This is a genomic window from Pseudomonas sp. TE3786 (genome assembly GCF_054057335.1).
The window spans coordinates 69,806-83,340 of the sequence record NZ_JBSRZF010000001.1 but is presented as its reverse complement, the minus strand read 5'-3'; the positions used below and the strand labels follow the sequence as shown (position 1 = coordinate 83,340).

Sequence of the window (13,535 nt, the reverse complement as noted above, 5' to 3'; positions counted from 1 at the left end):
ACGGGAGGTAAAGCAAACAGCGGAAGGAGGTGGAGAGTCGATCTGTAAGCCGGGTTCTGTCGAGGACAGTCATTCCTCTACGATGGCCATCACTGGACACCTTTAGCAACCTACCCGGTTCCGACGCGGGCCACGCCATGGAACCCTATTTGGTCTTGCTCCGAGTGGGGTTTGCCTAGCCACGAACTGTTACCAGACGTGCGGTGCGCTCTTACCGCACCTTTTCACCCTTACCGGCGCCGAAGCGCTTAGGCGGTTATTTTCTGTGGCACTTTCCGTAGGCTCGCGCCTCCCAGGCGTTACCTGGCACTCCGCCCTATGGAGCCCGGACTTTCCTCCCCCCCATCTTGCGAACAAAATGAGGCAGCGACTGTCCAATCGACTCTCCGCCGCCTAGGGTAGCGGCAGCCTTCCGTTAGAACAAGCCAATAAACCGTTATTGCCGCTCCAGGGCCACCTGATAGAGCAGATTCTTACGCACCCCGGTGATCTCCGCCGCCAAAGCTGCCGCACGCTTGAGCGGCATTTCCTTAAGCAGCAGATCGAGCACGCGCAGGGTTTCGGCATTTACCGCTTCGTCGCCTTCCGGCGCTTGCCAGCCCGCGACCAACACCACGCATTCGCCACGCTGCTGGTTGCTGTCGCTCGCCACCCAGGCACGCAGCTCGGTTAAAGGCAGGCCATTGAGGGTTTCGAAGGTTTTGGTCAGCTCACGCGCCAACAGCGCCACCCGCTCGCCACCGAACACAAGCTCCATATCCTCCAGGCATTCCAGAATCCGGTGCGGCGCTTCATAAAAGATCAGCGTGCGCGGTTCTTCCTTGACCGCTTCCAGGCGGGCACGACGCCCCACCGCTTTGGCCGGCAGAAAACCTTCGAAGATAAAACGATCAGACGGCAGCCCTGCCGCCGAGAGCGCGGCGATCAAGGCACAGGGCCCCGGCACCGGAACGACTTTGATACCCGCGGCACGCACCTGGCGCACCAGGTGATAACCCGGATCGGAAATCAGCGGCGTGCCCGCATCGGAAATCAGTGCCACGTCATCTCCGGCCTGCAGCCGCGCCAGAAAACGGCTGCCTTCATCGCGCTCGTTGTGTTCATGGCAGGCCGCCAAGGGCGTGCCGATGCCGAAATGCTGCATCAACCGAATGGAATGACGGGTGTCTTCGGCGGCAATCAGCGCCACGTCGCGCAGCACTTTCAGCGCGCGCGCACTGATATCGTCGAGATTGCCGATGGGTGTGGCCACCACATAAAGCGTGCCGGTGGTGGAATTCAAAACACCCTGAGTGGTCACAACGCACACCTCATGAATCACAGAAAGCGCGCATTGTAGCCCGATTCACGCCATCAACATCGCGCCTGCGCTGGCCCTTGGGTACAATCCGCCCTCTTCGATCAAGTACCAGGAACGCCTACATGATCATCCGCCTGACCGCCGGCCTGCGCCCGCTCCTCGCTATCAGCCTCGCCGCTCTCTTGGCCGCCTGCTCAAGCTCGCCGTCCTCCACCCTTGGCGAATTGCCCCGCACCCCGCAGGCCAGCATCGATCAATTGCTGCAGCAGGCCGCCGAGGCCAAGCCGGAACAAGCCGCCTCGCTGCGCCTGGCCGCTGCCGATCAGGCTTATCAACAGAAGGATCTGGGCCGCGCCGCGCAAATTCTCGAGCAAGTGCCCGTCGCCACCCTGAAACCCGCACAGCAAGTGTTCGCCGGCACCCTTGGTGCCGAAATCGCCCTGGCCCGCGGCAAGCCGAAAAGCGCTCTGCAGGCCCTCGACCAACCTGGTATGCAACGCCTGGCCGAGCTGCCGGTAGACCAGCAAGTACGCACCCAACTGGTTCGCGCCCAGGCGCTGGAGGCCGACGGGCAACCCCTGGCGGCTGCCCGCGAGCGTGTGTTTATCGCACCGCTGCTGAACGGCGAAGCGGCGCGCAGCAATCACGAAAGCATCTGGTCATTGGTGTCGTCACTGCCGGCCGATCAACTGCGAGGTGGCGGTGACGCCGACCTGGCAGGCTGGATGCAACTGGCCAGCGTGGTGAAAACCGCTGGCACCCTGCAACAGCAGCAAGCCGCCATCGACGCCTGGCGCCAACAGAACCCGCAACACCCGGCCGCTGAACAACTGCCGGCAGCGCTGAGCAAACTCAAGGAACTGGCCAGCCAACCGCTGACCAAAATCGCCCTGCTGCTGCCGCAAGATGGCCAGCTGGCGTCCGTAGCCCGCGCCCTGCGTGACGGCTTTATGGCCGCGCATTTCCAGGCCCAGCAAGCGGGCCAGAATCCGCCAAGCATCGAAGTATTCGACAGCTCGCGCCTGGCCTCGATGGATGACTTCTACCGCCAGGCCCAAGCAGCTGGCATTCAACTGGTAGTGGGTCCGCTGGAGAAAAACCTGGTCAAGCAACTGAGTGACCGCGAGCAGTTGCCGATCACCACGCTGGCCCTGAACTACGCCGACGCCGGCCGTGAAGGCCCACCGCAACTGTTCCAGTTCGGCCTGGCTGCCGAAGATGAAGCCCGTGAAGTATCGCGCCGTGCCTGGGATGACGGCATGCGCCGCGCCGTGGCCCTGGTGCCCCGTGGCGAGTGGGGCGACCGCGTGCTGGATGCCTTCCGCCAAAGCTGGCAAGCCAAAGGTGGCAGCCTGATCGCTGCCGAACATGTTGATCAGCCGGTCGAGCTGGCCCAACAGATTGCCGACCTGTTCCAACTGCGCCAGAGCGAAGCCCGCGCCAAGCGTCTGCAGAGCGTGCTGGGCACGCAACTCGCCGCACAGCCGGCACGCCGTCAGGACATCGACTTTATCTTCCTCGCTGCCACTCCGCAGCAGGCCCAGCAGATCAAACCGACCCTGGCCTTCCAGTACGCCGGCGATGTACCGGTGTATGCCACTTCGCACCTGTTCACCGGCGGCAGCAACCCGGCGCAGTACCAGGATCTGGACGGCATTCGTTTCTGCGAAACCCCTTGGTTGCTGGATGCCAACGACCCGCTTCGTCAACAGGTCAGCAGCCAGTGGCCACAGGCCGCGGGCAGCCTCGGCCGTCTGTATGCGATGGGCGTTGACGCGTACCGCCTGGCACCCCGTCTGACCGAACTGAAAGCCCTGCCAGAAAGCCGCGTTGACGGCCTGTCCGGCAGCCTGAGCGTTAACGCCAACCAGCGCGTAGAACGCCAGTTGCCGTGGGCCGAGTTCCGTGACGGCACCGTGCAACGTCTGCCTGTCAGCAGCAGCTTCTGATTGATCGCCGCCAACACCCAGCAGGCCGGCAGTGAAGGCGAAGCAGAGGCCTTTGAGCACCTGCGCCGCCACGGCCTGAAACTGCTGAGCAGGAATTGGCGCTGCAAGGGCGGCGAGCTCGATCTGGTCATGCTGGACGGCGATACAGTAGTATTCGTCGAAGTTCGCGCCCGCCGGCATACCGCCTGGGGTGGCGCAGTCGAAAGCGTTGACGGCCGCAAGCAGCAGAAGCTGATCCTCGCGGCCAGCAGCTTTCTGCAACAGGAGTCGCGTTGGGCCAAACACCCGTGCCGTTTCGATGTCGTAGCCATCAATAGCGGCGCACAGCCAGCGGACCGACTGAACTGGATTCGCAACGCCTTTGAAGCCTGATTAACCACAACCGATTGCCGGCAGTGCGCTGTGCGGCAGCAACCGAGTGCAAGACCGAACCTGGTTTCGGCACAGCGCAGTAACCACTGCGGCGCCGAGCGATTTTCACCTGCAACAGGCAGGTTCCAGAATTCCCCTGGGCCAGCTGATCAGCAGCCACACTGAAGGTCATCTCCGATGGACATGCAATCCCGTATCCGCCAGCTGTTTCAAGCCAGTATCGAAACCAAACAGCAAGCCATGGAAGTGCTTATTCCCTACATCGAGCACGGCAGTCTGGCCATGGTTCAGGCCCTGCTCAATGAAGGCAAGATTCTCACCTGCGGCAACGGTGGCTCGGCCGGTGACGCCCAGCACTTCTCCTCGGAACTGCTCAACCGTTTCGAGCGCGAGCGCCCCAGCCTGCCAGCCATCGCGCTGACCACCGACAGCTCGACCATCACCTCGATCGCCAACGACTACAGCTACAACGAGGTGTTCTCCAAGCAGATCCGCGCCCTGGGCCAACCGGGCGACGTCTTGCTGGCGATTTCCACCAGCGGCAACTCGGCCAACGTGATTCAAGCCATCCAGGCCGCCCACGACCGTGAAATGGTGGTGGTTGCCCTCACCGGCCGCGACGGCGGCGGCATGGCCTCGCTGCTGTTGCCCGAAGACGTGGAAATTCGTGTTCCTTCGAAAGTTACCGCACGCATCCAGGAGGTCCATCTGCTGGCCATCCACTGCCTCTGCGACCTGATTGATAGCCAACTGTTTGGGAGTGAAGAATGACCCGTACGCCATTAATCCTTGCCGCTCTTGCCGTCACCCTGGTGCTTTCCGGGTGCGGCAGCCGTTCGTTCGGCAACAAGATCGATGACCAATTCATCCCCTCGAATGTCGAGCAGAAAATCAACCAGGCCAGCCCCGACCTGGCCAATGGCTCGCACATCATCGTCACCAGCTATAACGGCATCGTGCTGCTCGCCGGGCAAACTCCACGCGCCGACCTGAAGGCCGCCGCCGAGCAAGCAGCCCGCTCCGTACAGGGCGTGCGCAAGGTGTACAACGAACTGCAAGTGATCGCCCCCTCCTCGGCCCTGGCGCGCAGCAACGATGCGCTGCTGACCACCAAGATCAAGACCGAGATGCTGGCTGACAACAGCGTATCCAGCTCGAATATCAAGGTGATCACCGAGAACGGCATCGTCTACATGATGGGCGTGGTCAGCCGTCAGCAGGCGCAACTGGCCGCCAATCTGGTGCAGGGTGTGTCGGGTGTGCAGAAGATTGTGAAGCTGTTCGAGTACGTCGACTGACGTGAACAGCGGGCAATAAAAAAGGCGATCTTCGGATCGCCTTTTTTATTGGATTTTGCGTAACCGTTGGGCTTCGCCTGCGGCTCAACCCAACCTACGTTTCACTTCACCACTTTCAGACTCGGCCGACCGCTTGGGCGCGGCGGCTCGCTGCCTGAAGGACCATCACCATCCGGATCATCTTCAGGCTCTTCGTCCGCCACTGGCGACTCCAAGTCGAAGACCATGCCCTGACCATTTTCCCGTGCGTAAATCGCCAAAACGGCCGATGCCGGGATGAACAGGGTATGAGCAACCCCGCCAAAGCGCCCCTCGAAGCTCACCGCGTCGTTATCCATATGCAGATGACGTACAGCGCTGGGCGACACGTTGAGGACGATCTGGCCGTCATTGGCAAAGCCTTGTGGCACTTGCACGTTCGGGTATTCAGCATTCACCAGCAGGTGTGGCGTGCAATCGTTGTCAACGATCCACTCGTATAAGGCGCGGATCAGATACGGACGACTGGAGTTCATCGAAAGCTCCTTCAGCTTCAGCGCATATCGCGCTCAACACCCGACAAGCTGACCTGGAAGGCCTCGCGGGCAAACTGGCGCTCCATGTAATCGAGCAAGGGTTTGGCCGGCTTGGGCAGCTCGATACCGAGGATCGGCAAGCGCCACAAGATCGGCAACAGGCAACAATCTACCAAACTCAACTCGTCACTGAGGAAATAAGCCTTGTCGGCGAACAATGGCGACACGCCGGTAAGGCTTTCACGCAGCTCCTTGCGTGCTTGCACACGGGCCGGCTCTTTGCTGCGCGGATCAAGAATCAGATCCACCAGAACACACCAATCGCGCTGAATGCGGTGAATCAGCAAACGACTGTTGGCCCGCGCCACCGGGTAAACCGGCAACAGCGGCGGATGGGGATAACGCTCGTCAAGATATTCCATCACCACGGTCGATTCATACAACGCCAGGTCACGGTCCACCAACGTCGGCAGGCTGGCGTAAGGATTGACCTCAACCAGTTTGGGCGGCGTGCGCCCAGGTTCCACATTGATGATTTCCGCGCTTACACCTTTCTCGGCGAGCACGATACGTACGCGATGGGAATAGTGATCGGCGGGGTCGGAGTAACAGGCCAACCGGTTGGTCACGCCCATGGCGATCCTCCTCGCTTGTTAAAGTTATCGGTAGCACAAAAACGTGCGCGCCCAATAGGGCGCGCAAGTCGACAGCGGAGAATACCAGTTACTTAGTGCACATCCTTCCAGTATTCACGTTTCAGCAGATACGCGAACACAAAGAAGAAGGCCAGGTACAGCAATACGTAGGTACCGATGCGCTCGCTTTTCAGCTTCACTGGGTTGGCGGAGTAGGCCAGGAAGGTCACCAGGTTTTTAACCTTCTCGTCGAACTCGGCCTCATTCAGCTTGCCGGTTTTCGGCACGATGGTGAGCTGGTCACAGGCTTCGTGGGTCAGCGGAGTACCGGTGAGCGGGTCGTACTGCTTCTTGCCCTCTTCAACCACTTGTACTTGCTTGCAACCTACCACCTGACGACCTTGCAGACCGACCAGAACGTTCGGCATACCTACGTTCGGGAAGACCTTGTTGTTCACACCCCATGGGCGTGCCGGGTCTTCATAGAAGGCGTGCAGGTAGCTGTACAGCCAATCGTTGCCACGCACACGGGCAACCAGAGTCAGGTCGGGCGGAGCCGCACCGAACCACTTCTTGGCATCCACTGGCGACATGCTGTTTTTCATCAGATCGCCGATTTTGGCACCGGTGAAAACCAGGTTGCTGAGCATCAGCTCGTGCGGGATACCGAGGTCGTCGGCAACACGCTCGTAACGCTGGAACTTGGCGCTGTGGCAGCCCATGCAGTAGTTGGCGAAAGTACGTGCGCCGTCTTGCATGGCAGCTTTGTCGGTGAGGTCGATATCGACCGACTCCAACTCAGGACCATGACCACTGTTGGCGAACGCGATGGCCGGCAGAACAGCGAAAACTAGTGCAGCAAATAGCTTTTTCATCAGCCAGTCACCCTTTCCGGAACCGGTTTGGTCTTCTCAAGCTTGGTGTAGAACGGCATGAGGATGAAGTATGCGAAGTACAGGGTGGTGCAGATACGCGCCAGCAGCGTGCGCTCGTCGGTAGGCGGCAGAACGCCCAATACGCCGAGGATGATGAAGGACACGCAGAAGGCCACCAGCCAGATTTTGCTCATCCAGCCCTTGTAGAGCATGGATTTGACCGGGCTACGGTCAAGCCACGGCAGCACGAACAGCACGGCAATAGCAGCACCCATGGCGATTACGCCGAGCAATTTATCCGGTACAGCACGCAGGATTGCGTAGAACGGGGTGAAGTACCAGACCGGGGCAATGTGCTCTGGGGTCTTGAACGAGTTCGCGACTTCGAAGTTCGGCTTCTCGAGGAAATAACCACCCATTTCCGGGAAGAAGAAGATGATCGAGCAGAAGATGAACAGGAACACCACCACGCCGACGATATCTTTAACGGTGTAGTACGGGTGGAAAGCAATGCCGTCCAACGGTACGCCGTTTTCGTCTTTGAACTTCTTGATGTCCACGCCTTGCGGGTTGTTCGAACCCACTTCGTGCAGCGCCAGAATGTGCAGGACCACCAGGCCCAGAATCACGATTGGCAGAGCAATAACGTGCAATGCGAAGAAGCGGTTCAGAGTGATACCGGAGATCAGGTAGTCACCACGGATCCACTGGGTCAGGTCATCGCCGATCACCGGAATGGCACCGAACAGCGAGATGATCACCTGGGCACCCCAGTAGGACATCTGGCCCCACGGCAGCAGGTAACCCATGAAGGCTTCAGCCATCAGGGCCAGGTAAATCAGCATACCGAATACCCATACCAGCTCACGCGGCTTCTGGTACGAACCGTAAAGCAAGCCACGGAACATATGCAGGTAAACCACGATGAAGAACGCCGAAGCGCCGGTGGAGTGCATCAGACGAATGATCCAGCCGTACTCCACATCACGCATGATGTATTCAACGGAGGCAAAAGCCTCTTCGGCGGACGGGGTGTAGCTCATGGTCAGCCAGACACCAGTCAGGATCTGGTTAACCAGAACCAGCAGGGCCAGGGAGCCAAAGAAGTAGAAGAAGTTGAAGTTCTTCGGTGCGTAATACTTGCTGAGATGGTCTTCCCACATTTTAGTGGCGGGAAAGCGCGCATCTACCCACTCCATGAATTTGCTCATCAGGCTTTCTCCTGGTCCACACCGATGACAATGACGGACTCGGACTCGTAAGAGTGAGGCGGCACTGGCAGATTCAACGGAGCTGGTTGCGATTTATACACACGACCGGCGAGGTCGTAGCGCGAACCGTGGCAAGGGCAGAAATAGCCACCGACCCATTCAGCGCCGAGGTCGGCCGGAGCCACTTCAGGACGGAAGGATGGCGAGCAACCCAGGTGGGTACAGATACCGACCAGCACCAGAATTTCTGGCTTGATCGAGCGCACCGTCGGATCGACATAGGTGGGCTGTACGGAAGCTTTCGACTCCGGGTCAGACATCCGATCGTGGATCTTGGTCAGGTTGCCCAGAATTTCTTCTGTACGGCGAACGATGAACACCGGTTGACCGCGCCATTCAGCAATCATCTGCTGACCTGGCTCGACCTTGCTGACATTCACCTTCACCGCAGCACCAGCGGCCTTGGCCTTGGCACTCGGGAACCATGACCCCACGAACGGGACCGCAGCACCCACCGCTCCTGCAGCACCAACCACCGAAGTGGCTGCTACAAGGAAGCGACGCCGGCCTGCATTCACGCCGTCATTGCTCATTCAGTCGTCTCCCATCAGCTTTGTGGCCTGTTATTCAGGCATCTACTAAGTAAAATTCAAGCCGCGCAAAAAATTTGCCAAATGGTAAAGAAAAGCCCCATTTCTGACAAGGCAATTACTGGATACAAAATGGCTGAAAGCCTTGCCGGACGCGGCATTTGCGCATGCGGCAAGTTGTCGCAAGCAATACTTTCGCCCATAAAAAACGCCCAGTTCCTTTGGGAAACTGGGCGTCTTTGAACGAAGTGCGAATTAACGCTTCGAGTACTGCGGACGCTTACGCGCTTTACGCAGACCGACTTTCTTACGTTCAACTTCACGAGCATCACGAGTGACGTAACCAGCTTTGCGCAGAGCAGGACGCAGAGCTTCATCATAGTCCATCAGAGCACGAGTGATGCCGTGACGGATTGCGCCAGCTTGACCGCTGACACCACCACCCAGAACGGTGACGTAGATGTCGAATTTCTCGACAGTCTCAGTCAGCTCCAGCGGCTGGCGAACTACCATGCGGGCAGTTTCGCGACCGAAGAAGTTTTCCAGGGTGCGGTTGTTGATGGAGATCTTGCCAGTGCCTGCACGCAGGAAGACGCGAGCGGTTGCAGTCTTGCGACGGCCAGTGCCGTAATTTTGAGTCGCCGACATAATGAACTATTCCGTTAAATCTTCAGTTCTTGGGGCTGCTGAGCAGTGTGAGGGTGAACAGCACCCGCGTACACTTTCAGCTTACGGTACATGTCGCGACCCAGCGGGTTCTTCGGCAGCATGCCTTTAACCGCGGTCTCGATCACACGCTCAGGCGCCTTGGCGATCAGCTTTTCGAAGTTGATCGACTTGATGCCACCCGGGAAACCGGAGTGAGAGTAGTACATTTTGTCGGTGGTCTTAGCGCCAGTTACACGTACTTGCTCAGCGTTGATGACGACGATGTAGTCACCGGTATCAACGTGAGGAGTGTATTCAGCTTTGTGCTTGCCACGCAGACGGCTAGCGATTTCTGTGGCCAGACGACCCAGAGTCTGACCTGCAGCGTCGACGACAAACCAGTCGCGCTTAACAGTTTCCGGTTTAGCAGTAAAAGTTTTCATTCTTTAATAGCCTCAGGGGCCGCCCTGAAAATAAGACGGCGGATCTTACTGAATAGTGCGCGCTTTGACAAGCAAAGGCAGCCAGAGACGGACGCTATCGGGGGCTCGGGTCATCACGTCCGTACGGCGAGTTCAAGCAGGCTAGGCATCCCCTGCTGAAAACAGCTGCGGAATTATGCCGATTGCAGGAAAAATATCAACCTGATTTGATGTGCGTTTTTGCACGAGGAGAAATTCATGCAGTTTCGTAAGCTCGGCCGCACCGATCTCGACGTCAGCGCAATCTGCTTGGGCACCATGACCTGGGGCGAGCAAAACACCCAGGAACAGGCCTTCGAGCAAATCGACATGGCCCGCGCGGCGGGGGTCAATTTTATCGACACGGCGGAAATGTACCCTGTGCCACCGCGTGCAGAGACCTACAGCCGCACCGAACAGATCATCGGCAACTACTTCAAAGCCCGTGGCAACCGCGGCGATTGGATTCTCGCCAGCAAGATCGCCGGCCCCGGCAACGGTATCGATTACATTCGCGACGGCCAGCTCAAGCACAACCGCGCCCATATCGTTACAGCGGTGGATGCCAGCCTGAAGCGCCTGCAGACCGACTATATCGACCTATACCAATTGCACTGGCCCGAACGCAGCACCAACTTCTTCGGCCAACTCGGCTACCAACATAAAGAGCAGGACTTCACCCCCATCGGCGAAATCCTCGAAGCACTGGACGAACAGGTAAAGGCCGGCAAGATCCGCCACATCGGCCTGTCCAACGAAACGCCGTGGGGCACCATGAAGTTTCTGCAGTTGTCCGAGCAGCTCGGCCTGCCGCGGCCGGCATCGATCCAGAACCCCTACAACCTGCTCAACCGCACCTTTGAAGTGGGTTTGGCGGAAGTGGCGATCCGCGAGCAATGCGGCTTGCTGGCCTACTCGCCGATGGCGTTCGGCATGCTTTCGGGTAAATACGAAGGCGGGGCTCGCCCGGCCAATGCACGCATCAGTCTGTTCAGCCGCTTTACTCGCTACACCAATCCGCAGGCGGAAGCGGCGTGCTCCCGCTATGTCGCTCTGGCGCGTGAGAACGGGCTGGATCCAGCGCAGATGGCCCTGGCCTTTGTAACCGCCCGCCCCTTTGTCACCAGCAATATCATTGGCGCGACCAGCAACGAACAGCTGCAAAGCAACCTGGCCAGTGCAGACCTGACCCTCAGCCCTGAGCTGCTGGAGCAGATCGACGCTATCCATAAATCCCAGCCGAACCCCGCGCCGTAACACACGGCAGAAACAAAAAAGCCCGGCCATTGAGCCGGGCTTTTTAATTTCGTCAACGTCTTACAACGATCGCGAAATGATCTCTTTCATGATCTCGTTGGTGCCAGCATAAATGCGCTGCACCCGTGCGTCGGCCCACGCACGCGCCACCGGGTACTCCCACATATAGCCGTAGCCGCCGTGCAGCTGCACGCACTCATCCAGCACTTTGCATTGCAGATCGGTCGTCCAGTATTTGCACATGGCGGCAGTCGGCACGTCCAACTTGCCTTCGAGGTGCTGCTCCAGGCAGCGATCCACAAACACTCGCCCTACCTGCACTTCGGTGGCGATTTCGGCCAGTTTGAAACGGGTGTTCTGGAACTCACTGATCGCTTTGCCAAACGCTTTGCGCTCCCGGGTGTAATCGAGGGTCCACTGCAACGCCGCCTCGGCATTGGCCAGCGCGCCCAGCGCCACGGTCAGGCGCTCCTGGGGCAACTCCTGCATCAGATAAGCGAAACCCTGGCCCGCCTGGCCGAGCAGGTTTTCCTTGGGAATACGTACGTCCTGGAAAAACAGTTCAGACGTGTCCTGCGCTTTCATGCCGACTTTCTCCAGGCGCTTGCCCTTGGCAAAACCCGGCGTCCCCGCTTCGACCAGGAACAGACTTGTACCTTTCGCGCCAGCTTTAGGATCGGTCTTGGCCACCACTATCACCAGATCGGCCAGAAAGCCGTTGGTGATAAAGGTCTTGGAGCCGTTGATGACGTATTCATCACCGTCCAGCACCGCCGTGGTTTTCACCCCCTGCAGGTCCGAACCGGCACCCGGTTCGGTCATGGCGATGGCGCTGACCATCTCGCCCGACACCAGTTTCGGTAGGTACTTGTGCTTCAGGTGCTCGGAGCCGTAATGCAGGATGTACGGCGCAACGATGTCCGAGTGCAGGGAGAAACCGATACCGCTCAGACCCAGACGGCTGATCTCTTCAATCACCACGGCGCTATAAAGGAAATCGGCTGCCATACCACCGTACTCTTCCGGCAGATGGGAGCAGAGCATGCCGGCCTCGCCCGCCTTGTTCCACAGCGCCCGGTCGATATGGCCATCCTTTTCCCACTGATGGTGGTAAGGCACGGCTTCCTGCTCAAGGAACTTGCGCACGCTGTCACGAAACAGCTCATGGTCAGAGCTGAACAGGGTTCTTGGAATCATTGTTTTACCCACTGAATACGTCTAACGCCGGGATTGGCAAGGCCCCGACTGTAGGACAGTCAAACGTTTCGACACACTGGACACATGCGACAAAAAATAAGACGATCCAGCCAGCTACTGACCACTATCCCCTAATAAGAACAAGTATCCATGCCGACTGCTCAGTCCAGCGCCCTCAAGCGCGTCGCTATCCTGGCCATCGAGGGCGTATTCGCCTCCACCCTCATGCAAGCCAAAGACTTCTTCCATATGGCCAGCCTGCGTTATGGCCGGCAACTGGGTCTGGGCCTGACGCCCGCGTTCGATATCCACCTGGTCAGCCCCGACGGCCAGCCGCCCCGCAGCTTCAGCGATGTGGTGCTGCCCGTAAGTGGCGGCCTGGAGCCTGCCGACATCATCATCCTGCCGGCCTACTGGGGCGATTTCGATCTGCTCTGCCAGCGCTATCCACAGATTCTCACCTGGCTGCGCAAGCAACACACGGCCGGTAGCGTTATCTGCGGTGAAGCGATGGGGGTGTTCTGGATTGCCCAGGCCGGGCTGCTGGACGGTAAAGAAGCCACCACTTACTGGCGCTTTTTCCGCGAGTTCAGCGAACGCTTCCCCAAGGTTTTGCTGAATCAGGAAAAACACCTTGCAGACGCCGACAATCTCTACAGCGCCGGCGGCACCACGTCGGCCTGCGACCTCTACCTGTATCTGATCGAACGCTTCTGTGGTGCCAGCGTGGCGCAGGCCGTGGCCCGTGACATTCTTTATGAAGTGCAGCGCAACTACACCCCGGGGCGTATCGGCTTTGGCGGACAGAAGCTGCACCAGGACGTGACCATCCTGCAGATTCAGCAATGGCTCGAAGAAAACTTCGCAGAGAAATTCCGTTTTGAAGACGTGGCCCGCCAGCACGGCATGAGCATTCGCAACTTTATGCGGCGTTTTCAGACCGCCACTGGCGATAAGCCGCTGCACTATCTGCAACGGTTACGGATCGAAACAGCCAAGGGTTTGCTGAGCGCCACGCGCAAAAGCATCAAGACCATCAGCTACGAAGTGGGCTACGACGATGCCAGCTTCTTTGCCCGATTGTTCCGTCAGCACACAGAACTGTCGCCTAACCAGTACCGACGCCAATTCCAGCAAAAGGACAGCCATTCCTAGGATGGGGGTTGGTCGCCCTCGCCTGCGACCTATGATCGGCGCGTGAACCTCTAACAAAAACAGGTACTTGTC

General features: G+C 58.8%; 15 protein-coding genes and 1 other RNA gene. 6 read left to right on the top strand and 10 right to left on the bottom strand.

Annotation, left to right across the window (positions count from 1 at the left end):
* Positions 1 to 29 precede the first annotated feature (29 nt).
* Both rnpB and rsmI read right to left on the bottom strand, forming a co-directional pair.
* An RNA gene (gene rnpB, locus ACVW0Y_RS00405) (RNase P RNA component class A) lies at positions 30 to 386 on the bottom strand.
* Positions 387 to 436: 50 nt separating this feature from the next.
* Positions 437 to 1,282, bottom strand: a complete 846-nt coding sequence (gene rsmI, locus ACVW0Y_RS00400; protein WP_457435810.1) for a 16S rRNA (cytidine(1402)-2'-O)-methyltransferase — start codon at positions 1,280 to 1,282, stop codon at positions 437 to 439.
* A gap of 152 nt (positions 1,283 to 1,434) precedes the next feature.
* Between rsmI and ACVW0Y_RS00395 the strand changes: the two genes are divergently transcribed.
* From ACVW0Y_RS00395 to ACVW0Y_RS00380, 4 genes are all read left to right on the top strand, one after another.
* Complete coding sequence (locus ACVW0Y_RS00395) at positions 1,435 to 3,249, top strand: penicillin-binding protein activator (RefSeq protein WP_457435809.1); 1,815 nt, start codon at positions 1,435 to 1,437, stop codon at positions 3,247 to 3,249.
* Positions 3,250 to 3,621 carry a YraN family protein gene (locus tag ACVW0Y_RS00390; RefSeq protein WP_457435295.1) on the top strand — a complete coding sequence of 124 codons (372 nt, stop codon included), beginning with the start codon at positions 3,250 to 3,252 and terminating at the stop codon, positions 3,619 to 3,621.
* Between the two features lie 177 nt (positions 3,622 to 3,798).
* Positions 3,799 to 4,392 (top strand): phosphoheptose isomerase, encoded by a 594-nt coding sequence (locus ACVW0Y_RS00385; protein WP_108098503.1) that lies wholly within the window; start codon positions 3,799 to 3,801, stop codon positions 4,390 to 4,392.
* Entirely contained in the window at positions 4,389 to 4,919 is a 531-nt protein-coding gene (locus ACVW0Y_RS00380) for a BON domain-containing protein (RefSeq protein WP_457435294.1), read from the top strand. Before ACVW0Y_RS00385 ends, ACVW0Y_RS00380 begins: the two co-directional genes overlap by 4 nt.
* Positions 4,920 to 5,020: 101 nt before the next feature.
* Here ACVW0Y_RS00380 and ACVW0Y_RS00375 read toward each other — a convergent pair whose 3' ends face one another.
* From ACVW0Y_RS00375 to rplM, 7 genes are all read right to left on the bottom strand, one after another.
* Positions 5,021 to 5,434, bottom strand: coding sequence for a ClpXP protease specificity-enhancing factor (locus ACVW0Y_RS00375; RefSeq protein WP_457435292.1), 414 nt, complete (start codon positions 5,432 to 5,434; stop codon positions 5,021 to 5,023).
* Between the two features lie 17 nt (positions 5,435 to 5,451).
* Positions 5,452 to 6,069, bottom strand: coding sequence for a glutathione S-transferase N-terminal domain-containing protein (locus tag ACVW0Y_RS00370; RefSeq protein ID WP_457435291.1), 618 nt, complete (start codon positions 6,067 to 6,069; stop codon positions 5,452 to 5,454).
* 92 nt (positions 6,070 to 6,161) lie between these two features.
* Positions 6,162 to 6,944: a cytochrome c1 gene (locus ACVW0Y_RS00365; protein WP_457435289.1), complete on the bottom strand. Its 783-nt coding sequence runs from the start codon at positions 6,942 to 6,944 to the stop codon at positions 6,162 to 6,164.
* Positions 6,944 to 8,155, bottom strand: a complete 1,212-nt coding sequence (locus ACVW0Y_RS00360; protein ID WP_108098498.1) for a cytochrome b — start codon at positions 8,153 to 8,155, stop codon at positions 6,944 to 6,946. The genes ACVW0Y_RS00365 and ACVW0Y_RS00360 overlap by 1 nt, the downstream gene beginning before the upstream one ends.
* Entirely contained in the window at positions 8,155 to 8,748 is a 594-nt protein-coding gene (petA, locus tag ACVW0Y_RS00355) for a ubiquinol-cytochrome c reductase iron-sulfur subunit (RefSeq protein WP_108098497.1), read from the bottom strand. Before petA ends, ACVW0Y_RS00360 begins: the two co-directional genes overlap by 1 nt.
* Positions 8,749 to 9,000: 252 nt before the next feature.
* Positions 9,001 to 9,393 carry a 30S ribosomal protein S9 gene (rpsI, locus tag ACVW0Y_RS00350; RefSeq protein WP_108098496.1) on the bottom strand — a complete coding sequence of 131 codons (393 nt, stop codon included), beginning with the start codon at positions 9,391 to 9,393 and terminating at the stop codon, positions 9,001 to 9,003.
* 14 nt (positions 9,394 to 9,407) lie between these two features.
* Positions 9,408 to 9,836 carry a 50S ribosomal protein L13 gene (rplM, locus tag ACVW0Y_RS00345; protein WP_457435287.1) on the bottom strand — a complete coding sequence of 143 codons (429 nt, stop codon included), beginning with the start codon at positions 9,834 to 9,836 and terminating at the stop codon, positions 9,408 to 9,410.
* A gap of 237 nt (positions 9,837 to 10,073) precedes the next feature.
* Here rplM and ACVW0Y_RS00340 point away from each other — a divergent pair, with 237 nt between their 5' ends.
* Positions 10,074 to 11,111 carry an NADP(H)-dependent aldo-keto reductase gene (locus tag ACVW0Y_RS00340; protein WP_457435285.1) on the top strand — a complete coding sequence of 346 codons (1,038 nt, stop codon included), beginning with the start codon at positions 10,074 to 10,076 and terminating at the stop codon, positions 11,109 to 11,111.
* A gap of 60 nt (positions 11,112 to 11,171) precedes the next feature.
* On the opposite strand, the gene ACVW0Y_RS00335 is transcribed toward ACVW0Y_RS00340, so the two are convergent.
* On the bottom strand, positions 11,172 to 12,308 hold the full coding sequence (locus ACVW0Y_RS00335) for an acyl-CoA dehydrogenase family protein (protein WP_457435284.1): 1,137 nt from the start codon (positions 12,306 to 12,308) through the stop codon (positions 11,172 to 11,174).
* A gap of 249 nt (positions 12,309 to 12,557) precedes the next feature.
* On the opposite strand from ACVW0Y_RS00335, the gene ACVW0Y_RS00330 reads away from it, so the two are divergent.
* Positions 12,558 to 13,463, top strand: coding sequence for a GlxA family transcriptional regulator (locus ACVW0Y_RS00330; RefSeq protein WP_457435807.1), 906 nt, complete (start codon positions 12,558 to 12,560; stop codon positions 13,461 to 13,463).
* Positions 13,464 to 13,535 lie beyond the last annotated feature (72 nt).